A 20857-nucleotide genomic window follows, 5' to 3' on the forward strand; every position below is an offset into this window, starting at 1 on the left:
CAACCTCGCGATCGACGGCCTCGGGCGGCGGTGCACGCCGGGTTACACACTGGCGCACGGCTATTCGGAGACCACCAACTCCGCCGACTTCTTCCCGCCGCTGAGCCAGCTGGCGCTGCTGCGCGGCTACGCGGTGCTGATCCCCGACCACGAGGGCCCGAATATGGCCTACGCGGAACCGTTCGTGGCGGGGCACGCGGTCCTGGACGCGGTGCGCGCCGCCCGCGCCCTGCTGCCCGGCGAACTCGGCGGCAGCCGCTACGTGATGGCCGGCTACTCGGGCGGCGCCATCGCCACCCGGGCCGCGGCGGCTCTCATCGGTTCCTACGCACCGGATCTGGCGGAGTCGATCACGGGCGCCGCGGTGGGCGGCGTCCCCGCCGACTTCCGCATGCTGGCGGACAGCATGAACGGGAACCTGGCCACGGGCGTTTTCATGTCCGCGGTCTTCGGCATCGGCCGCGAGCATCCCGAAATCCTCACGACCATGAACAATCTCGCGCGCCAGGTGACCACGTCGCCGTTGAAGAACGTCTGCATGAATCTGATCGAGGTGCCGGGCGCGACGCTGGCGCCGATCGATATCGCGGCGAACATCCCGGATCCGCTGCACAGCCCGGTGGCCGAGCGGGTCTTCGCCGCCACCGATATGTCCGGCATGAAATCCGGTGTGCCCCTGCTGGTCTACAACGGCGCGCACGACTTCTGGATTCCGGCCGCGGGTGCCGAGCAGCTGTTCCGGCAGCAGTGCGCGATGGGCGTCGCGGGCATCTACCGCAGCGTCCCCGGCGAGCACTTCCTCGCCGGGGATACCGGCTGGCCGCTGCTGATCGGCTGGCTCGACCAGCGGCTCCAGGGCGAGCCCGCGCCGGACGAGTGCTGACTACGGTTCGATCCCGTCCCACTGCGTGACCGTGTAGGGACGGTGCCCCGCGGTGCCGTCCCACCGGCTGAGGATCAGCGTCAGGGAGTCGGCGGCGGCGCTGCCCGGATGGATGTAGCCGCCGTAGAGGTTGGGGAGGTGGTGCTTGCCCCAGTGGCCCGTCGGCCATTTGTTGCTGCCCACCACCTGTGTTTTGGGGTCCGACCAGACGGCGTCGGGCCGCGGCGCGGTGCGGGTTCGGACGCTGTAGTCGTCCACGTCGAAGTAGGACATGCAGTACATGCCGCCGACGATCTTGACGCTGAACTCCCCGATGCTGTTGCCGGAACCGAAGATCGGGGTGGGCGCGGCGTCGCGTGTCCACCGCCACCGGCCGTCGACCTGCGCCCAGTTCTCCTGCCGGTCGAACGCCCCGTTGTGAAAATCGCGCGGATCGAAGCGGAACAGCTGCATCTGCCCGCCGTCGGCGGCGTAGTGGTGGCTGCCGTTCCACGCCTTGGAGAAGCAGTAGAGGTGGCCGTCGGAATCCACGCCGGCGAAACTCCACATCATGTACAGCGACCCGTTCGCGCCGAGCGCGTCGCCGTTCCAGTGGTGGTCGAAATCCTTCCAGCTCGCGCCGTGATCGTCGGAGTAGGCGATACCGCTCATCGCCGACCCGTCGTTGGCGCTGCCCTCGGGCACCCACTCGTGCACCGAGGTGTACTGGACGAACAGCCGTTCCTGGCCGTCGACCGTCAGCGCGATGGCGTCGTTGGGAATGCGGCTGAACTCGGTGACGCCGAAACCGTTGTCCGCCTGGTGCTGATAGTCGAAGATCTGCGCGCACGTCGGACTCGGCTGGCTGCCGGTGAATTCGATCGCCGTCCCGCCGGAGCTGTCGAACGTGTCCCCGAACAGCAGGACGGGGGAGCCGATGTAGTCGCCGGATGCCCCGGGGCCGACATTGCAGTCTCCGAAGACGTACCCCCAGCCCCCGTCGTGCCGCCGGTACGGAATGCCCAGATCGCCGGAGCCGAGCCCGAATCGCGTCGCGGAGTCGCCGTCGGTATCGCAAAGCTGTGTCCCCCGTTGGGGCATGGTGGAATCCTCCCTGACGTCCGAGCCATGTGAGCGTCGAGCATCGCACGTAGGGGTACCACCCGCGCAAGACGCGAAATCCCCTGGCAGGCAATCGCCTACCAGGGGAATTCGGTCAATGTGCTTGCCGACCAGCGTTTTCTGCCGATCGGAAGCGATCAGCTCTTGGCGGCCAGCGCCTTTGCCTCGCGGCGGCGGCGGTGCAGGATCGGCTCGGTGTAGCCGTTCGGTTGCCGGGTGCCCTCCAGGATGAGTTCCTTCGCGGCCTGGAAGGCGACGCTGCCGTTGAAGTCCGGCGCCATCGGCTTGTACTCCGGGTCACCGGCGTTCTGGCGGTCGACGACCGGGGCCATCCGCTCCAGGCTCTCGACGATCCGGTCGGCGGTCACGATGCCGTGCCGCAGCCAGTTCGCCATCAGCTGGCTCGAGATGCGCAGGGTGGCACGGTCTTCCATGAGCGCGACGTCGTTGATGTCGGGCACCTTGGAGCAGCCGACGCCGTGGTCGATCCAGCGCACCACGTAGCCGAGGATGGACTGCGAGTTGTTGTCCAGCTCGTTGCGGATCTCCTCGTCCGTCCAGTTGGTCTCCGCGGCGAGCGGGATCTCGAGGATCTGGTCGACGGTGGCGCGGGCGCCGCCCCGGGCGATCTCGGACTGCCGCTGGAACACGTCCACCAGGTGGTAGTGGGTGGCGTGCAGGGTCGCGGCGGTCGGCGAGGGGACCCAGGCGGTGGTGGCGCCGGAGCGCGGGTGGCCGATCTTCTGCTCGAGCATGTCGTGCATCAGATCGGGCATCGCCCACATGCCCTTGCCGATCTGCGCCTTGTGGGGCAGGCCGGTCGCCAGGCCGGTGTCGACGTTCCAGTCCTCGTAGGACAGGATCCACTGCTGCTTCTTCATCTCGGCCTTGCGGACCACCGGCCCGGCCTCCATGGAGGTGTGGATCTCGTCGCCGGTGCGGTCGAGGAAGCCGGTGTTGATGAAGACCACACGGTCCTTCGCGGCGGCGATACAGCTCTTGAGGTTGACCGTCGTGCGGCGCTCCTCGTCCATGATGCCGACCTTGAGGGTGTTGCGCGGCAGGCCGAGCACGTCCTCGATGCGGTCGAACAGCTCGTTGGTGAACGCGACCTCGTCGGGGCCGTGCATCTTCGGCTTCACGATGTACACCGAGCCGGTGCGCGAGTTGGACACCCTGGCGTCGCCGCGGAGGCTGTGGACCGCGATCAGCGAGGTGAGCAGGCCGTCGAGGATGCCCTCGGGGATCTCGTTGCCCTCGGCGTCGAGGATCGCGTCGCTGGTCATCAGGTGGCCGACATTGCGCACGAACAGCAGCGAGCGGCCGTGCAGGGTGATGTCCTCGCCGTTCAGGCCGGTGTAGACGCGGTCCGGGTTCATGGTGCGGGTGAAGGTCTTGCCGCCCTTGGTGACCTCTTCGGCGAGGTCGCCCTTCATCAGGCCGAGCCAGTTGTGGTAGCCGAGCACCTTGTCCTCGGCGTCGACGGCCGCGACCGAATCCTCGAAGTCCATGATGGTGGTGACCGCGGACTCCAGCACCAGATCCTTGACGCCCGCGCCGTCGGTCTTGCCGATGGGCGACTCCGGGTCGATCTGGATGTCGATGTGCAGGCCGTTGTGCCGCAGCAGCACCGAGGTCGGGGCCTCCGGGGCGCCGCGGTAGCCGACCAGCGCCGAGGCGTCGGCCAGGCCGATATCGGTGCCGTCCTCGAGGGTGACCTCGAGTTCGCCGTCGACGATCTTGTACGCCTGTGAGCCCACGTGCGAGCCGGTGATCAGCGGCACGGCGTCGTCGAGGAAGTTGCGGGCCCACTCGATGACCTTGTCGCCGCGCACCCGGTTGTAGCCGGTGCCCTTCTCCGCGCCGTTGGCCTCGGAGATGGCGTCGGTGCCGTAGAGGGCGTCGTACAGCGAGCCCCAGCGCGCGTTGGCGGCGTTGATCGCGAAACGCGCGTTCATCACCGGCACCACCAGCTGCGGGCCGGCGGTGGTCGCGATCTCGTCGTCCACGTTCTGGGTGCCGATGGTGAAATCGGCCGGCTCGGGCCGCAGGTAGCCGATCTCGGAGAGGAACGTCTTGTAGGCGGCCTTGTCGTACCCGGCGCCCGGGTTCTCGGCGTGCCAGGCGTCGAGCTTGCCTTGGATCTCGTCGCGCTCGGCCAGCAGGGCGCGGTTGCGCGGGGCCAGGTCGGTGATGACCCGCTCGGCACCGGACCAGAACGCGGCGGAATCTACGCCGGTGCCGGGGAGCGCGTGATTCTCGACGAAGTCGTGGAGAACAGTCGCAACCTGAAGCCCGCCGACCTGAATCCGCTCTGTCATCTACTGCCTCATTTCGAGATAGCCGGATGGAAAAAGTACGCCTGTCATGTTACTCGCCGGTACATGAACCGCCGCAGTCCGCCCACCAGAGGTTCCCCGGCGCGTCCCCGGAGGTCGGCGGCGTGCCCCGGATCTTCGCGGCGCGCCGCCGATATTCACGGCGTGCCCCGGAGGTCCCCGGCACGCTACCGACGTTCCCGGCGTGCTCCGGAGGTTCTCGGCACGCTGCCGACGTTCTCGGCGTGCCCCGGAGGTTCTCGGCGTGCTCTGGAGGTTCTCGGCGTGCCCTGAAGGTCCTCGGCACGCTCCGGATCTTCGCGGCGCGCCCCTGGATGTTCCCGGCGCGCTTTTGGCCGGGAACCTTGATTGTATCGCTCGGTACATTTAATGTACTGGGTGGAACATTACGCCGGGAGGTGCCGATGGGGCAGTCGCTGGAGGGCCGGGTCGTCGTCGTGACCGGCGGCAGTCGCGGGCTGGGCCGGGAGATGGTGCTCGCGTTCGCGGGCGCCGGGGCGGATGTGGTGATCGCCAGCCGCAAGGCCGACGCGTGCGAGGCGCTGGCGGAGCAGGTGCGCGAGAAGTTCGGCCGCCGCGCGCTGCCGGTGGCGTGCAATGTGAGCGACTGGGCGCAATGCGACGACCTGACCGCCGCCGCGTACACCGAATTCGGCCGGGTCGACGTGCTGGTCAACAACGCCGGGCTGTCGCCGCTGTACCCCAGCCTCGACCAGGTGAGTGAGGCGCTGTTCGACAAGGTGATCGGCGTCAATCTGAAAGGGCCGTTCCGGCTTTCGGCGCTGATCGGTGCGCGGATGCGGGAGGCGGGCGGCGGCGCGATCATCAATATCTCCTCGATCGAGGCGGTGCGCCCCGAACCGCTCGCCGTGCCGTACTCCGCGGCCAAGGCCGGATTGAACGCGCTCACACTGGGTCTGGCGCAGACCTACGGCCCCGCGGTGCGGGTCAACACGATTCAGTGCGGTCCCTTCGCCACCGACATCTCCGCCGCGTGGCCCGACGGGCTGCGCGCGGAGCTGAGCAAGCACACCGCCGCGGGCCGGGTGGGGGAGCCGCACGAGATCGTCGGCGCCGCACTGTTTCTCGCCGACCCCTCCGCCTCGGGCTTCTGTTCGGGCGCCACCATCGCGCTGGACGGGAGCTGGCGATGACGGAGACGCCGGTGCGCAGACGCGGCCGCCCACCCGCCACGATCGCGGCGGAGACGCGGGAGCGGATCGTCCACGCGGCGGTGGATCTGTTCGCCGAGAAGGGGTTTCACGGCACCGGGGTCGCGGAGATCGGCGAGCGCGCGGATGTGCAGCGCGGCGCGCTCTACTATCACATCGGCTCCAAGGAGGAGCTGCTGTTCGAAATCCTGCGCGACTACACCGAACTCATGCTGGCCGAGGCCGCCGAGATCGCCGGAGGCGCCGGCGAACCGGTCGCCAAGCTGCGCGGGCTGATCCACAGTCACGTCCGGCTCATCGTCGCGCACCGGCGCGAGGTCGCGATCCAGCTGCGCGATGTCACCGCGCTGACCGGGGACCGCGGCGCCGACCTGCAAGAACTGCGGGAGCGGATTCAGCGGTACTGGCAGCAGGTGATCGACGCCGGATATGCGGCGGGGGCGCTGCGCACCGCCGACCACGTCGTGACCAACAGCATTCTCGGCATGCTCAACATGGTCACCTTCTGGTACCGCCCGCACGGCGGCCACACTCCCGGCGAGATAGCCGACATCCTCGCCGCCACCCTCCTCGACGGAATTGTCGCCGGTCCAGGCGAAATCGCCGTATCCCCCGCGAGATCTCGCACGACACCGTCCTCCGGCGCGCATACCTCGTCCCCCGGCGAACTCCGGGACACCGAACAGACGAAAGGTTGATCATGGCTTGGGATTTCGAGACCGACCCGGACTATCAGAAGCAGCTCGACTGGGTCGCGGAGTTCGTGCGCACCGAGGTGGAGCCGCTGGACCTGCTCCCGGATCTGAATCCCTACAACCGCAGCGACCCCCACGTCCGGGCGCTGCTGCGGCCGCTGCAGGAACAGGTCAAGGAGCGCGGCCTGTGGGCCTGCCACCTCGGGCCGGAACTGGGCGGGCCCGGTTACGGGCAGCTGAAACTGGCGCTGCTGAACGAGGTCCTGGGCACCTCGATGTGGGCGCCGCTCGTCTTCGGGTGTCAGGCGCCGGATTCCGGCAATGCCGAGATCCTCGCTCATTTCGGCACGCCGGAGCAGAAGGAGCGGTATCTCCAGCCGCTGCTCGACGGTGAGATCGGCTCCTGTTACGTGATGACCGAACCCACCGGCGGCTCGGATCCCACCGCGTTCAAGACCCGCGCGGTCCGCGACGGCGACGACTGGGTCATCAACGGCGAGAAGTGGTTCAACACCGCCGCCGAACTCGCCGCGTTCCACATCGTCATGGTGGTGACCGATCCGGAGGCGCCGCCGCATCAGCGGCTGTCGATGTTCATCGTGCCGGGCGGCACGCCGGGGGTGGAGGTCGTGAAGAACTTCGAGGTCCACGGCTTCAGTAAGCACGAGGGGCATCTGCGGTTCACCGATGTGCGGGTGCCGGCCGATCACCTGCTGGGCGCCGAGGGGATGGGCTTCGTCGTCGCCCAGACGCGCCTGGGCGGTGGCCGGGTGCACCATGCCATGCGCACGGTCGCCATGGTGCGCAAGGCTTTCGACATGATGTGCGAGCGGGCGGTGTCGCGGCCGATGGGTAACGGCGTGCTCGGCGGCAAGCAGATGACGCAGGAGCGCATCGCCGACAGCTGGATCGAGATGGAGCAGTTCCGGCTGCTGGTGCTGCGCACGGCGTGGCGCATCGACAAGGCGCAGGACTACCGCGCGGTGCGCAAGGACATCGCGGCCATCAAGGTGGCGATGCCGGCGGTGATGCACGATATCGCCCGCCGGGCCCTGCATCTGCACGGCGCGCTCGGGGTCAGCGAGGATCTGCCGTTCGTCGACATGATGAACTACGCCGAGGTGATGGCGATCGCCGACGGGCCGACCGAGGTGCACAAGATCACCCTCGCCAAGGAGGTGCTCAAGCAGTACGCGCCCGCGGATCCGGTCTATCCCAGCGGCTATCGGCCGGCGCTGCGGGAACAGGCGCGCGATCTGGTGGCGCGGCGGCTCGAGCATACGGTCGGCAATCTGTAGGGGATTTCCGGCGGTGCGGGGCTGACCCATTGGTGACAGCCCCTTTCCACCGATCGGGTGTGCACTACCCTGGGCGGCGCAAGTGAAATCACCTGATGTGAGGAATCTCGATGGGTAGTACCGCTATCGATGTTGCCAATGTGCTCATCGCACACGCTACGGCGCTGTGGAACTGGTTCAGCACCGGTTCCGCCGGGTTCCCGCCCGTGTGATCCGCCGCACCGGTCGCCGAGCGGCACGACTTATCGTGCCGGAACGGATCCGGCGATAGGTGCGCTGGGAATCGACGGTGGCCCCCTGATCAGGGGGCCACTGTTTTTTATTGTGGAGTCAGGTTTTCGGCCCGATCCAGAGTGCTTCGGCGAGCGCGCACAATTCCCCGTCGGAGGACGACAGGGCGATTCCGAAGGTGTATTTGCGGCCCTCGGCGGCGACGGGCCACGCGTAGGTGATGTACTCGCGGCCCGCGTGAACCGGGTGCAACTGGGTGGCGGTGAGCGCCGCGGTGAACGCGCCGAATCGCATTCCGGCGAGCTGTATTCCGGCGATTCCGCCCGGGCAGTCCAGTGCGGACCACACCACCTCCGGCGGCAGTTCGTCGCCGGCCTCGGCCAAGGCCTGGTCCGGGGTCCACGCGGCGGCCACGAGTTCCCGATCGGGCAATCGGCCCGGGAATTGGCGCAGGCCGCGGCCCGGCGCGCACGCGTCACCGCAGCCGTAGCAGTCGACGGCCTCCGCGCGTTCGGCGAGCGCCGTCTCCGACGCCTGCTTGGCCTCGGCCCAGGTCGGCATCCGCGGCGGCGCGATCGCGACGACCGACGGCGTCGCCTCCGCCAGCACCATGTCCCCGGCGCCCGTCAGCGCCCACCCGGACCCGGTCGCACCGAGCCCCACCCCGGTCCCGACGGGAACCAGACTGCGAAAATCGACCCGCACCGCGGGAGCCCCGACCCGGCGAGCCAGCAACCCCGCGATATACCCGCCGAACGCCACCTCCGGATACCCGTGCACATGCTCGGGAACAGTCAGCGTCTCGACAGCACCCATACCCCACCCCTCCCGGTAGATCCCGCTCGACGATACCGCCCGGTCTCGCCGATGGCCCGGAGGGCTCGCAGTAGACGAAAGTGGTCGAGCGGATATAACACAGGGCGGCTATCGCCAGGCCGAACGGCAACCACCCGGGAAAGATCACGAGAAACAGTGATACTGATTCCCGGCCGTCGTCTGCCCCCACTCCTCGTCGCCCCGTCGCAAGAACCGAACATCCTTCGCTTGCCCATTGTCGAAGTCGTCCCGAAGCCGAACCGGCAACGCGACCCTGCTTCCCCGTAGCGGATCCATCGCATCACTGCATGCGCCCCTGTCGCCGCCGCTCCCGGAAGTAGCGGTCGTCGTCATCATCCTCGTCCGGGACGAAGACCTGTTATCGATCGGGCTTCCGGGTTCCGGGGATGACCCCGCCGCTGCCGGGCGACGGACGCGGTGCGGATATCGCCGGCGCATGTGGTGGCATGGCCGGACGCTCCCGGTTCCCTCGTCGCACGACCGCCAGGCAGGACCGTCGCGTCGCTGTGGATCGCGCGCCGGTGGGGTGGTGGTAGTGGTAGGTTTCGTCGACGTTGTATGGATTGCCGACAGATCATGGGGACCGCGGTCGATGGGGCTCGAAATCGATATCCGGGGGGTTGTTCGCCGGGGTGTTGAGGGTGCTGCCCGGCGGCTTTCCCGTATCGGGGATGAGCTGTCTCGCCTGGGGGAGGCGAATCAGGCTGCGCGGGGGCGGTTTCCGGAGCTGCGGGTCGAGCAGCGGTGGCCTACCGGGCGTCCGGTGCCGGCGGCGCTGCTGCTGGCCGGGTTGTTCGCCGGAATCTCGGTGACGACCTTTGTGTGGGCGATGGTCGTGGTATCGCATTGGGGCACTGAGCATCCCGTGGAGGTCGTGGGCGGGGTGGGGCTCGCCGTCGCTTCGGTGGGGATTCTGGTGATGGCGCTGGGCATGTTGCGCGGGGTGGTGCCGCGGGTGTCGATCGTGTTCGGCCTACCGGTCCGGAGATGTTCGTATCTCGCGCGGGGCGCGGGTGTCCGGGTGAGTCAGCCCACGCGGATCGTGCCTCTGGTCTCGACTCTGGTGGGGCTCATCGTCTTCGGGCAAGCGTGTTGGTGGGCGTGGTGGGCCGGGGTCGCGGGATCCTTCCCGTTCGCCGCGTCCGACGACTGGGCGATCGGCGCCCTGGTCGTTTCGGTGGTGCTGTTCGTCGCCTTGATACTGGTGTCGCTCGCCGCCCGCTCGCGCATTCATATCGAGCTGTACCCGTCCGGCATCGTGCGGCGTAATCCGCTGCGGGACTTGCGGGCGAAGGACCGCTTCCTGCCCTGGGAGGATATCGCCGGGGTCGACAACAGAACGCAGTACGTCGCGCCCTACCTGCGCGAGGGCCCCACCATCGTCCTGCGCCTGACCGACCCGGAAACACCGGTGGACAACCGATTGTTCGACCAGGTCGGCGAATTCGGCATTCCCGCCTACCTCGCGAGATGCGACTCCAACCTGCTCCTGGCCCTCGTCGAACACCTCGTCGAGAATCCCGCCGACCGCCACCTCCTGGCCATCGGCGGAGTAGAGCAGTGGTTCAGCACGCACCACCATTACCCCGCGCGCCCCACCACACCCGAACTCGAACCCGCGGCCCTCCCTCAGTAGACCGAGGGCCGACGGCGAGGTTCGTCAGTCGACCGCGCGGCGTTGCGTCGGCGGTCGGCGGCTGGATGCGCTCGGCCGGGATTCGTTCGGTGGTTACGGAAGTGGCTGTGCGCCACGTTGGTTCAGCATGAGTGCTATCAAGCCGCATTCCTGGCTCTGGCCGACGATCATTCCGCGGGCGGCCTCCTTCACGGGGCCGGAGGGGATGAGTCGGTCGGCGGCTCGGGCCATGGTGATGCCGCCCTGGTGGTGGCGGTACATCAGTTGGAGGAAACGGGTTTCGGCGTCCCGGCCGCGGGCGGCGGAGAGGGCGTCGAGGTCGGCCTGAGAGGCCATGCCCGGCATGGCGGCCGGAGCCGGAGTGGATGAATGGTGGTGTGCCGCGGCGTTTTCGGAGCCCTGGTGCATCCATTCCATCGAGTGCTGGGGCATGGGAGACGCGTTGGCCAGGCGGAGCCATCCGAGCATGGTGCCGATCTCGACCTGCTGTGACTGATCGATCTGACGCGCCAGCCGCAGCACCGTGGGGTCGGCGCCCGGGTCCAGCCGCGCGACCAGCTGGACGGCCTGCTGGTGGTGGGCCGTCATATCCTGGGCGAAGCCGATCTCGGTGTCGTTCAACACCGGTGCGGGCGTGGGGGATTCGGGCAGGACCAGCGGGCGTAGGGCGGCGCCCATGACGAGCAGCAGCAGCGCGCCGCAGGCGAACGAGGCGATCCGGAACCAGCCCCGCATCACGACCCCACGATCGATTGCTGGTCCGCCGGTGGCGTATACACGTCGCCGTCGAGCTGCAAGACCATGAAGCCGTTGTCGTTGCAGGTCGTCCAGAGCTGGTCGCCGTGCCACTCCGGCGGCGCGAAACACCAGTCGGTGGAGACGTCGCCGAACGCCAGCATCCCGCTGCGCGGCGACAACGCCTGGTACGGATCGAATGTGCCCTCCAGCACGGCGCGCGCGACCGAGAAACCCTCCATCACAGGCGGTCCCAGCAGCGAACCGAGCGCGTGCGGCGAATTCCACAGTTGCAGATTCTGTCCCGTGCGGGCGGGCGGGTTGAAGTAGGCGATCTCGCGCACGTGGAACGGATCGCGCACGTCGAACACCCGGATGCCCGAGGACTCCCAGCCGCACGCCAGCGCCGTGGGATCGTTCGGCCGGTCCGCCGCGCAGTAGTGCGAATCGTAGGAGAACACCGAGCCGCCCATGGCCGAGGCCATCATGCTGTCCTGGTGTTCGGGCAGGTTGATCTCCAGCTTGATCTTGTTGACCACCTCGGGTCGGGTGTCGTCGGAGACGTCGATGAGTTTCACTCCGCCGGAACCGCCTTCGTCGGCGGTGAACAGATACGGTTTGCCGTCGTAGGTGACCGGAATGCTGTGCTGGGTGGCCCAGCCGTCGGTCCAGAACACCCGCCCCAGGTGCGCCACCTGCGGAGCGGGATCGCGGCGCTGCACCGCGGAGACGTCCAGCACCGTGAATCCGCCGAGCGCCGAGAGATACAGCCGGTTACCGTCCGCCGCGACGCCGAACCCGTGTGCCTCGATCCCGGTGAGCCCCTGCCAGACCACATGCGGATTCGCCGGATCGGTCAGGTCGACCGCGCTGAGGAAGCCCGGCGCGATACCGGAGGCCCAGTACGTGCGGCCGTCGGGCGAGAAGCCGCCCTCGTGCGTCGTGATCGGCAGCGGCATGGCCAGATTCGACCCCGGCCCGGGGTTGAGCAGCCGCGGGTGCGCGCAGTCGGAGATGTCGTACACCGACAGGTACCCGACGCCCTCGCCGACCGGAACACCGGTGCCCACCAGCAGTTTCCGCTCGGTATTGACCTTGAGGCTCTCCCACGTCCCCGCCAGCATCGCCGGTTCGGTGAGCGCGGCCGTCAGCACGGGATGCGCCGGATCCGCGACATCCAGCACCTGCACGCCCTGCGCCGGGCCGAGCAGATTGCCGGGGAAGAACGAACCCGTGTAGGAGCAGTGGTCGTAGGTGGTGGACGTGATGCCGCCGCCGTGCCCGGCATAGCCGCCGACGAACGACATATTGCAGCTGTACCCCTGTGTACTGCGGCCGCTGTTGCGGTCGTCGGCCGGAACATCGCCCTGCAGGCCGGGTTCCGGGCGCGAACCCGCACCGCAGTCGGCCCGCGCCGCCGCTGTGCGGCCCACGTCGAGGAACTGCCGCACCTGGCCGGCGATATCGGATTGCAGATCCGCCGACGCGCCGCCGAGCGGCAGGACGGCCGCCGCCAGCAGCGCCGCGACCAGCACGATCAGCGGCCTGGACCGTCGAGTTCCCAGCATTCGCGCCATGGCGACCCGCCTTCCGCACCGTTCCGTCACCCGCCCCGACGGACCGGGCGGTATTCGGTACCCACCGGTTTCGTCAGTGCCGAAACGGTAACGTGTTCACTGTCTCAGCCGGGTGGTTTCGAACGAAATGGTTCCGTCAGCGATCGATCCGGTGCAGCAGGGATTCCGCCGCCGCCAGCATCCGGGCGCGCAGCGGCGCGGCGCGTTCGGCCAGCTGGGACTGGCCGCGGACGTATTCGGCGCGCCCGGCGGGGGTCTCGATCGCGACCGGGGTGTAGCCGTACTCCGTCAGGTCGTAGGGGCTGGCGCGCATATCGAGTTCGCGGGCGGCGCAAGCCAGCTCGAAGCAGTCCAGCAGCAGGTCGGACTCGATGAGCGGCACCAGCTTGAAACCCCACTTGTACAGGTCCATATTCGCGTGCAGGCAGCCGGGCTGTTCACGGCGCGGCTGGTCGTCGCGAGTCAGCGGCTCGATGTTCCGGGGCGCCGCCTCCGGAGTGAAGAACCGGTAGGCGTCGAAATGGGTGCAGCGCAACGACATCGACTCCACCACCGCATCCGTCCCCGCGTGTCCCAGACGCAGCGGGACCTGGTCGTGACGCACAGCGTCGCTGCGATAGACCATCGCCCACTCGTGCAGGCCGAAACAGGACAGTTGCGGGGGCCGGGATGCGGTGGCGCGCAACAGGGTTGCGACGAACTCCACGGTATCGGCGCGGCGCAGCAGGAAGGCGGGGTCGGCCGTCCATGCCTGCCCGGCCGGTGACACGTGTTCCCGTGGCGCCTCGTGGTATCCGCGGGTGTTCGCGTACTCCGCCGCGTTCTCCAGGGCGATCCCGAATCCGGGATGCCAGCGCCGCATCTGCGCGGGCTTGTGCCCGTAGTAGGTGAACAGGAAGTCGATCACCGGATGCTTCGCCCCGGCGGCCCGCCGCGCGAGATACGGCGCGAGAAGCATGTCGGCCCGCGCGCGATGCGCCTCGGCGCGGGCGCGCCACTCCTCCTCGGGCAGGATCCGGATCTCGTCGGCCACCACGATCATTCCGCGTGTCTCACTCCGCGATCCGATGCGTGGCGTCGCGCACGGTGCCCACGAACTCCTCCACCAGATCCTCGAGCGCGACGATGCCGACGGTGGTGCCGCGGCTGTCGACCACGCGGCCGAGGTGGCTGTTGGTGCGGCGCAGCCGGGCGAGCGCCTCGTAGAGCGTGGTGCCCATGCTGACCGTCGGCAGCGGCCGGATATCGGTGCGGGGGATCGGCGTCGACGGTCCGGCGGTGTCGTCGGCGACCTTGTCCAGCACATCCTTCACGTGCAGGTAGCCCACCAGCGAGCCGTCGTCCGTGCGGACCGGGTAGCGGGAGAAGCCGGTCTCGGCGACCGCGGATTCGATATCGCCCAGCGTCGTCCCGTCGCCGCGCAGGGGCACGCAGCGCGTCTTCCCCAGCGGCACCATCACATCGGCGACGATGCGGTCGGTGGTGCCGAGAGCCTGGGTGAGGCGGCGGTGTTCGCCCTCCTCGAGCAGCCCCTCCGAGCGGGACTCGCCGATCATCTCGGCCAGCTCCACCGACGACACCGTGGCGTCCAGCTCGTCCTTCGGCTCGATGCGCAGCGCGCGCAGCGTCAGGTTCGCGGCGAGGTTGTAGAGCGTGATGAGCGGCCGGGCGAGCCGCAGGAACCACAGCAGCATCGGAACCAGCAGCAGCGCAACGCGTTCCGGCCCGGCGAGGGCGATGTTCTTCGGGATCATCTCGCCCAGCAGCATGTGCAGCACCACGACCAGGCCCAGCGCCAGCGCGAACGAGATGGGGTGCAGCAGCTGGTCGGGCACCCCGAGCAGATCGAACGGGTACTCCAGCAGATGCGCGACGGCCGGTTCGCCGACGCGGCCCAGCAGCAGTGAGCAGATGGTGACGCCGAGCTGGGCCGAGGCGAGCATCATCGACAGGTGCTCACCGGCCCTGATCACCGTGTCGGCACTTCGTTTGCCTTGGGCGGCAAGGGTTTCCAGTCGATCGCGGCGGGCGGTGATGAGCGCGAACTCGGCGCCGACGAAGAAGGCGTTGCCGCCCAGCAGCACCACCGTCAGCAGCACCCCGTACAGGTCACCCATGGTCGTGCTCCCAGCTCGCGAGCGTCTCGGCATCGATGGGCCGCAGCAGGACCCGGTCGATGCGCCGCCCGTCCATGCGTTCGACCTGAGCCAGCCAGCCGCCGTCGGTCTGCGGTTCGAGCTGGTGGCCGTTGTCGGAATGGGGGAGCAGCACCGCGTCGCCGGCCTCCGGGATGCGGCCCAGTTCGGTGAGGACGAGGCCGCCGAGGGTCTCGTATTCGCCGTCGGGCGCCTCGTATCCGGTGGCGCGGGCGAGTTCGTCGACGCGCAGCAGTCCCGAGCAGTTCCAGCCGGCGGCGGTGCGCCGGACGTCGAGTTCCTCCTCGTCGTGCTCGTCGCGGACGTCGCCGAGGATCTCCTCGATGATGTCCTCCATGGTCACCAGCCCGGCGGTGCCGCCGTACTCGTCGACCACCAGTGCGACCTGCATGCCGTCGGCGCGCACCCGTTCCAGTACCGCGTCGCCGTCGAGGCTGGCCGGCACGATCGGCACCGGATGGGCGATCGACCGCAGCCGGATGGTGTGCCGCTCCCGGACCGGGTGCAGGAACGCCTGCTTGATGTGGACGACGCCGAGCGTGTTGTCGAGGTCGCCGTCGATCACCGGGAAGCGGGAGAAGCCGGTGCGGCCCGCGGCGGTGATGAGTTCGGCGATGGTGTCGTCCTGGTCGAGGGATTCGATCTTCACGCGGGGCGTCATGAGTTCCTCGGCGCTGCGGTCGCCGAAGGCCAGCGACCGGTCGACCACCAGCGCGGTGCGCAGGTCGAGCGCGCCGCGTTTCGCCGAGGTGCGCACGAGCGAGCCGAGTTCCTCGGGCGAGCGGGCCGAGCGCAGTTCCTCGGCGGGTTCGATGCCGAACCGGCGCACCACCCAGTTGGCGGTGCCGTTGAGCAGGTTGATCAGCCATGTGAAGACCGCGGAGAAGCCGATCATGGGTCCGGCGGTGAGCCGCGCCGCGCCCAGCGGGTTGGCGATCGCGATGTTCTTCGGGACCAACTCGCCGTAGGTCATCGACAGCGAGGTGGCCAGGACCAGCGCCGTCACGAGGGAAACCCCTTGCGTGGCACCGGAACCCAGGCCCAGGGCGGAGAACAGCGGCTCCAGCAGCCGGGCCAGGACCGGTTCGGCGATGTAGCCGGTGACCAGGGTGGTGATGGTGATGCCCAGCTGGGCGCCGGACAGCTGGAAGGAGAGGGTGCGATGCGCGTGGCGCACCTGGCGGGCGCGCAGGTCGCCCCCGGCGGGAGCATCAGGCCTGGAGGCGGCAGCCTGCGTAACCACGGAGGGCCCGCGGACGCCGCTGTCGACACCGCGGGCGTGGGCCTCGACGGTGCTGCGCTCGAGCGCGGTGAGCGAGAATTCCGCGGCGACGAACAGGGCGGTGCCGGCGGTGAGAGCGATGAATCCCACCAGGCTCAGCACGGTGAACACGACCGACATGGTCAGCACCGCCCGGGCGGGAGAGGAACTGGTGTTACGGGGGCGCCGGGCTCGTCACCCGGCTCGGTAGAGGAGCCCTCCTGTATGGCGCCCTCGGACGCGGGTGACAACTGGTTCCTTTCGGCAAGCGGAGATTCTGCATGTACAACGCTGTGGCCGCGGGACGAGTGGTCCCGGGCCCGGCAATCACCATGTTACCGGGTCCGGCCCACGACTCTCTCGCCACGCCACACCGTGGAGTCGAGCATTACCAGCCGGAGGGGAGGGGGCGGCCCTCGGCGAAGCCGGCGGCGGACTGGACGCCCAGGACCGCCTTCTCGTGGAGTTCGGCGAGGGTGCGGGCGCCGGCGTAGGTGCAGGCGCTGCGGACGCCCGAGCAGATGTGGTCGATGAGATCCTCGACGCCGGGGCGCTCGGGGTCCAGGCGCATGCGCGAGGAGGAGATGCCCTCCTCGAACAATCCCTTGCGGGCCCGGTCGAAGCCGCTGTCGGAGGCGGTGCGCGCGGCGACCGCGCGCTTGGACGCCATGCCGAAGCTCTCCTTGTAGGCGTTGCCGTTCGGGTCGGTGCGCAGGTCGCCGGGGGATTCGAAGGTGCCGGCGAACCAGGACCCGATCATGACGTTGGACGCGCCCGCGGCCAGGGCGAGCGCCACGTCGCGCGGGTGGCGCACGCCGCCGTCGGCCCAGATGTGGACACCGAGTTCGCGGGCGGCGGCCGCGCATTCGGCGACGGCGGAGAACTGCGGGCGGCCGACGCCGGTCATCATGCGGGTGGTGCACATCGCGCCCGGTCCGACGCCGACCTTGATGATGTCGGCCCCGGCCTCGGCGAGATCGCGGGTGCCCTGGGCCGAGACCACGTTGCCGGCGGCGAGCGGAACGCCGAGCTTCAGGTCGGCGACCGAGCGCAGCGCCTCCAGCATCTTCACCTGATGGCCGTGCGCGGTATCGATGACCAGCACGTCGGCGCCCGCGTCGACCAGCGCCTTGGCCTTGGACGGGATATCGCCGTTGATGCCGACGGCGGCCGCGACGCGCAGACGGCCGCCCGTGTCGACCGCGGGGGAGTAGATGCCGGTGCGGACCGCGCCCGTGCGGGTCAGCACGCCCGCGAGCGTCCCGTCGGGGTGCACCAGCACGGCCAGCTGCGCGTGCTCGTTCTCGAGCAGTTCGAAGATCTCGCGCGGCGAGCTGTCGGCCTCGGCGGTGATGAAGTCGGTCGCGGCGACGGTGTGCAGGCGTGCGAACCGGTCGACGTCGGCGCAGGCCGCCTCGGTGACCACCCCGATCGGCTTTCCCTCGTCGATGACGACCACGGCGCGGTGCGAGCGCTTGTGCACCAGCGCCAGCGCCTCGGACACCGAATGGTCCGGGCCCAGCGTGACCGGGGTTTCGGCGGTGAGGGAACGGCTCTTGACGTACGAGATCGTCTTGGCGGCGGCGCTGATCGGCAGATCCTGCGGGAGGACCGTGATGCCGCCGCGGCGCGCGACCGTCTCGGCCATGCGCTTACCGGCGACCGCCGTCATGTTCGCCACCACGATGGGGATCGTCGTGCCGGTCCCGTCGCTGGTCGATAGGTCGACATCGAAGCGCGACGCCACATCCGTCCGATTCGGGACGAGGAAGAGGTCGTCGTAGGTCAGGTCGTACGGCGGAGTGTGGCCGGGAAGAAATTGCACTGTTGCCATTGTAGAGGAGTGCCCGCGGTGTGCGGAAAACCCGGCGTGGCGGTTCGCGCCTGGTCACGGTTGGAATACGTGGTCGCTCCGGGTACGCCTCGGCGTTGCCGGGCGGAGTGTCGGCCGTGCGGGGTCCGGGACGGGCGGCGCGTCCTGGGTTTCTGTGTCCGGTGCGGTCAGCGAGCGCCGAAGAGGCGACGCCACCGGGAAGGCTTGGGCGGCTCGGGCGCGGTGTCCGACGGCGAAGGTGCCTCGGGTGCGGGGGTGCGGGCGGTGCGCCATTCCTCGACCACCTCGTCCACATCGACGGGGGCGACCCGGACGTGCGGGCCGGTCGGCATCCGCTGCCAGTCGACGATGCGGGCGTTGAGGTCGGCGGCGAGTTCGCGCACGTCGCGTTCGAATCGCAGGCGCTGGACGCGCTCGGGAAGTTGCTCGAGGTCGCGCCGCAGCAGCAGCGAGGGCGGGAGGACGCCGTCGCCGGTCACACCCTCGCGGCGCAGATAGTCGTTGAGCCACCAGTCCTCGTCCAGCGGCTGACCCGCGCCCGGGATCGGCTTGCCCGCCCCCGGCAAGTCGGTGAAATCGCCGCGCTCGGTCGCCTCGCGGATCTGCTTGTCCAGCCAGGACTCGTAGGTCATACCGGCGGGTTTACGTTCGGTCATCGCTACCCCCTTCGATAGGCGACGGTCGTCCTTCCATCGTAACGTGCTGTCACACAACCTCGTTGGGCTCTCGGGCGCTCCGCGACGGCTAGTTTGCCGAACGTTTGCGACGGTGGGGGCGATGCGCCTCGGACGGCCTGGACCGGCCACGGGTTTCGCGCGTGTCGCGGATGCCGGGCGTTTCCGTGGGTGGGGGCGCCGCGGGGTCCGGGACCGGCCGGCCGGAGGGTGCACGGGCGCCGAAGCGGGAAAGTTCGCGATCACCGGGGCCGACGCGCAGTTCCACGGGGGTGATGCCGAGGCCGGCCAGCATGCCGGTGACCTCGGGGCGGTCGTCGTCGGTGACCAGGGTCGCGACGGTGCCGGTGGCCCCCGCCCGCGCGGTGCGGCCGGTGCGGTGCCGGTAGTCCTTGGGATCGGCGGGCGGGTCGACGTGCAGGACCAGCGAGATGTCGTCGACGTGCAGGCCGCGCGCCGCGACATCGGTGGCGACCAGGACCGAGGCCCGGCCGTCCGCGAAGGCCGCGAGCACCCGGGACCGCCGGTTCTGCGACTTCCCGCCGTGCAGGTCGGCCGCGCCGATCCCGGCCTCCCGCAGGCGCCGCGCCAGTTTCTCCGCGCCGAACTGCGTGCGGACGAACAGCAGGGTGCGCCCGGCCCGCGCGGCGATCTCGCTGACGACCTTGTACTTGTCGGCCTTGCGGACGTGCAGAAGGTATTGCGCGACAGCTGGATTCGCCGTGTCGGCCACCGGCGCGGCATTCGAATTCGAGGACCTCGGTGTCCGGTCCGGCGTAGCCCGGGGCGCGCCGTCCACCGAATGTGACACGGGCGCACGGAGATACCGGTGCACCAGGGTGTCCACCGCCTCGTCCAGGGTGGCGGAGAACAGCAGGTGCTGACTGCCGTCCGGGACCTGGTCGAGCAGCGCGGTGATCTGGTCGAGGAATCCGAGTTCGGCCATGTGGTCGGCCTCGTCCACGGCCGTCACCCGGATCGCGTCGAGGGCGACCGCGTTCTGGTCGACCAGGTCCGCCAGTCGTCCCGGGGTGGCGACGACGAGATCGACTCCCCGTGCGAGGCGGGTGAGCTGGCGTTTGATCGGCACGCCGCCGACGATCGGCGCGAGCCGCAGGCCCAGGGCCAGCGCGGGTTCGTCCAGCGCGCGCTCGATCTGCAGGGCCAGTTCGCGGGTCGGGGCGAGGATCAGCCCGCGCGGCCGTCCGGGCGCGCTCCCGCCGGGCAGCACCCGCGCCAGCATCGGCAGCCCGAAGGCGAGGGTCTTGCCGGAACCCGTTGCGGCGCGGCCCAGGACGTCGCGTCCGGCGAGGATGTCGGGGATGACCGCGGCCTGGATCGGGAACGCCGATTCCAGACCGGCGCGGCGCAGCGCCTGCACCACGGGGACCGGCAGGCCCAGCTCACCGAATGCGGCGTCAGGCGGCACTGAACAACCGGCTCAGCTCGACCAGCCACGGGATGGCGACGGCCAGCGTCGGCACGACCAGGATCGCGGCGGCGACCAGATACGCCGCGGCGGCGATCCGCAGATCGCCCAGCGGACCGGCCAGGCGCTGGATCCGGATCAGCGTCGTGGGGCCGCCGACGGCCATCGCCCCTTGCGGCGCGGTCGAATTCGAGCACGCCACCAGCGCGCGCGCCAGCGGCGTCGGCCCGGTGACCTTCACCGCCGAATCGTCGGCGAGCAGTTCGATCAGCAGTTTCACCGAATCCAGCGCCGACTTGCTGCGCACGAATCGCGGGAATGCCTCGTGCGCCGCGGTGAACGCCTCCAGCACCAGGTCGTGCCGGGCGCGCAGATGCGAGCGCTCGTGGCTCACGATGGCCGTCAGCTCGGATTCGGACAGGCTGGTGAAGGTCCCCTGGCTGAGCACGACGCGCCGGCGCAGGCCGGGCAGGCAATAGGCGATCGGCTCGGTGGCGGCGAGGACCCGGATGTCCGCGGCGCGATGCTCGCTGTGGCGGTAGTCGCCGCCCTGGTCGAGCAGGTCGACGAGCATCCGGTGGCGGGCGCGGCGGCGGCGGGTGTGCACCCCGACGCGGATCGCGGCATAGATCAGCCGGGCGCCGATCAGCAGCGTGAGGGCGAAGACGACGACGTACGCGAACCACAGCGGCAGGCCGAGGGCATCGATCTCGCGCGTCGGCGAGGTGGTGGGCCGCCCGTCCGGACCGGGCACCAGCAGCTGGCTGGCGATGGCGAGGCCGGATCCGAAGGCGCTCAGGACGGCGGCGAGGGCGACCGCCTGCCACAGCACCAGCGCCGCTCGCGGTGTCCGGTAGGGCCAGGTGGCTCGGCTGAGCAGCGTGGGGACCGGTCCCGCGAGAAGCAAAGCGAGACCGGCGAAGACCGGCGCGGTTGCGTTCATGCTCAGCTCACTGCGTTGTGGGGCCAGGAAACCCGAGATCGCGGCGCTCCGCGACG

Annotated in this window: 16 protein-coding genes and 1 pseudogene; 5 read left to right on the forward strand and 12 right to left on the reverse strand. The window is 69.5% G+C overall.

Going from position 1 to position 20857, the window contains the following annotated elements; genetic code table 11:
• The coding region (locus ON41_RS14250; protein ID WP_040748101.1) for a lipase family protein at positions 1-883 on the forward strand (883 nt) is incomplete at its 5' end.
• Here the strand turns inward: ON41_RS14250 and ON41_RS14255 are convergent.
• Both ON41_RS14255 and ON41_RS14260 read right to left on the reverse strand, forming a co-directional pair.
• Positions 884-1963 carry a DUF4185 domain-containing protein gene (locus ON41_RS14255; RefSeq protein ID WP_040748102.1) on the reverse strand — a complete coding sequence of 360 codons (1080 nt, stop codon included), beginning with the start codon at positions 1961-1963 and terminating at the stop codon, positions 884-886.
• A 158-nt stretch (positions 1964-2121) separates the two neighbouring features.
• Positions 2122-4305 carry a malate synthase G gene (locus tag ON41_RS14260; protein ID WP_040748103.1) on the reverse strand — a complete coding sequence of 728 codons (2184 nt, stop codon included), beginning with the start codon at positions 4303-4305 and terminating at the stop codon, positions 2122-2124.
• A gap of 422 nt (positions 4306-4727) precedes the next feature.
• Here ON41_RS14260 and ON41_RS14265 point away from each other — a divergent pair, with 422 nt between their 5' ends.
• The 3 genes and pseudogenes from ON41_RS14265 (at position 4728) to ON41_RS14275 (ending at position 7488) form a co-directional block, all read left to right on the forward strand.
• Positions 4728-5477 carry an SDR family NAD(P)-dependent oxidoreductase gene (locus ON41_RS14265; RefSeq protein ID WP_040748104.1) on the forward strand — a complete coding sequence of 250 codons (750 nt, stop codon included), beginning with the start codon at positions 4728-4730 and terminating at the stop codon, positions 5475-5477.
• Positions 5474-6076: pseudogene (locus tag ON41_RS14270) on the forward strand (TetR/AcrR family transcriptional regulator); the annotation flags it as partial. The gene ON41_RS14265 and the pseudogene ON41_RS14270, both read left to right, overlap by 4 nt.
• 119 nt (positions 6077-6195) lie before the next feature.
• Entirely contained in the window at positions 6196-7488 is a 1293-nt protein-coding gene (locus tag ON41_RS14275) for an acyl-CoA dehydrogenase family protein (RefSeq protein ID WP_040748105.1), read from the forward strand.
• A 330-nt stretch (positions 7489-7818) separates the two neighbouring features.
• Here the strand turns inward: ON41_RS14275 and ON41_RS14280 are convergent, their stop codons facing one another.
• Complete coding sequence (locus tag ON41_RS14280) at positions 7819-8535, reverse strand: hotdog fold domain-containing protein (RefSeq protein WP_040748106.1); 717 nt, start codon at positions 8533-8535, stop codon at positions 7819-7821.
• A gap of 784 nt (positions 8536-9319) precedes the next feature.
• Here ON41_RS14280 and ON41_RS14290 point away from each other — a divergent pair.
• Entirely contained in the window at positions 9320-10192 is an 873-nt protein-coding gene (locus ON41_RS14290) for a hypothetical protein (protein ID WP_040748108.1), read from the forward strand.
• Positions 10193-10285: 93 nt separating this feature from the next.
• Here ON41_RS14290 and ON41_RS14295 read toward each other — a convergent pair whose 3' ends face one another.
• From ON41_RS14295 to ON41_RS14335, 9 genes are all read right to left on the reverse strand, one after another.
• A complete protein-coding gene (locus ON41_RS14295; RefSeq protein WP_051161469.1) occupies positions 10286-10927 on the reverse strand; it encodes a DUF305 domain-containing protein in 642 nt (213 codons plus the stop codon).
• On the reverse strand, positions 10927-12504 hold the full coding sequence (locus ON41_RS14300) for an LVIVD repeat-containing protein (protein ID WP_040748109.1): 1578 nt from the start codon (positions 12502-12504) through the stop codon (positions 10927-10929). Before ON41_RS14300 ends, ON41_RS14295 begins: the two co-directional genes overlap by 1 nt.
• A gap of 136 nt (positions 12505-12640) precedes the next feature.
• Positions 12641-13546 (reverse strand): 3-methyladenine DNA glycosylase, encoded by a 906-nt coding sequence (locus ON41_RS14305; RefSeq protein ID WP_085995677.1) that lies wholly within the window; start codon positions 13544-13546, stop codon positions 12641-12643.
• A gap of 10 nt (positions 13547-13556) precedes the next feature.
• The gene (locus ON41_RS14310; protein WP_040748110.1) at positions 13557-14621 is read right to left on the reverse strand and encodes a hemolysin family protein; all 1065 of its coding nucleotides are present in this window, start codon (positions 14619-14621) and stop codon (positions 13557-13559) included.
• Positions 14614-16062, reverse strand: a complete 1449-nt coding sequence (locus ON41_RS14315; RefSeq protein WP_040748132.1) for a hemolysin family protein — start codon at positions 16060-16062, stop codon at positions 14614-14616. The genes ON41_RS14310 and ON41_RS14315 overlap by 8 nt, the downstream gene beginning before the upstream one ends.
• Positions 16063-16309: 247 nt before the next feature.
• Entirely contained in the window at positions 16310-17746 is a 1437-nt protein-coding gene (locus ON41_RS14320) for a GuaB1 family IMP dehydrogenase-related protein (RefSeq protein ID WP_040748111.1), read from the reverse strand.
• A gap of 176 nt (positions 17747-17922) precedes the next feature.
• Positions 17923-18411 carry a DnaJ family domain-containing protein gene (locus ON41_RS14325; RefSeq protein WP_040748112.1) on the reverse strand — a complete coding sequence of 163 codons (489 nt, stop codon included), beginning with the start codon at positions 18409-18411 and terminating at the stop codon, positions 17923-17925.
• An 88-nt stretch (positions 18412-18499) separates the two neighbouring features.
• Entirely contained in the window at positions 18500-19858 is a 1359-nt protein-coding gene (locus tag ON41_RS14330; RefSeq protein WP_040748113.1) for a DEAD/DEAH box helicase, read from the reverse strand.
• Positions 19848-20801, reverse strand: a complete 954-nt coding sequence (locus tag ON41_RS14335) for a M56 family metallopeptidase (protein WP_040748114.1) — start codon at positions 20799-20801, stop codon at positions 19848-19850. Before ON41_RS14335 ends, ON41_RS14330 begins: the two co-directional genes overlap by 11 nt.
• Between the last annotated feature and the right edge of the window lie 56 nt (positions 20802-20857).

Origin of the sequence: Nocardia transvalensis NBRC 15921 (genome assembly GCF_000308875.1) — a bacterium.
Lineage (GTDB): Bacteria > Actinomycetota > Actinomycetes > Mycobacteriales > Mycobacteriaceae > Nocardia > Nocardia transvalensis.

Excerpts from the sequence above, each read along its gene's own strand:
- ON41_RS14255 (WP_040748102.1), bottom strand. The coding sequence starts at position 1,963 with ATGCCCCAACGGGGGACACAGCTTTGCGATACCGACGGCGACTCCGCG.
- ON41_RS14260 (WP_040748103.1), bottom strand. The coding sequence starts at position 4,305 with ATGACAGAGCGGATTCAGGTCGGCGGGCTTCAGGTTGCGACTGTTCTC.
- ON41_RS14265 (WP_040748104.1), top strand. The coding sequence starts at position 4,728 with ATGGGGCAGTCGCTGGAGGGCCGGGTCGTCGTCGTGACCGGCGGCAGT.
- ON41_RS14275 (WP_040748105.1), top strand. The coding sequence starts at position 6,196 with ATGGCTTGGGATTTCGAGACCGACCCGGACTATCAGAAGCAGCTCGAC.
- ON41_RS14280 (WP_040748106.1), bottom strand. The coding sequence starts at position 8,535 with ATGGGTGCTGTCGAGACGCTGACTGTTCCCGAGCATGTGCACGGGTAT.
- ON41_RS14295 (WP_051161469.1), bottom strand. The coding sequence starts at position 10,927 with ATGCGGGGCTGGTTCCGGATCGCCTCGTTCGCCTGCGGCGCGCTGCTG.
- ON41_RS14300 (WP_040748109.1), bottom strand. The coding sequence starts at position 12,504 with ATGGCGCGAATGCTGGGAACTCGACGGTCCAGGCCGCTGATCGTGCTG.
- ON41_RS14305 (WP_085995677.1), bottom strand. The coding sequence starts at position 13,546 with ATGATCGTGGTGGCCGACGAGATCCGGATCCTGCCCGAGGAGGAGTGG.
- ON41_RS14310 (WP_040748110.1), bottom strand. The coding sequence starts at position 14,621 with ATGGGTGACCTGTACGGGGTGCTGCTGACGGTGGTGCTGCTGGGCGGC.
- ON41_RS14315 (WP_040748132.1), bottom strand. The coding sequence starts at position 16,062 with ATGTCGGTCGTGTTCACCGTGCTGAGCCTGGTGGGATTCATCGCTCTC.
- ON41_RS14325 (WP_040748112.1), bottom strand. The coding sequence starts at position 18,411 with ATGACCGAACGTAAACCCGCCGGTATGACCTACGAGTCCTGGCTGGAC.
- ON41_RS14335 (WP_040748114.1), bottom strand. The coding sequence starts at position 20,801 with ATGAACGCAACCGCGCCGGTCTTCGCCGGTCTCGCTTTGCTTCTCGCG.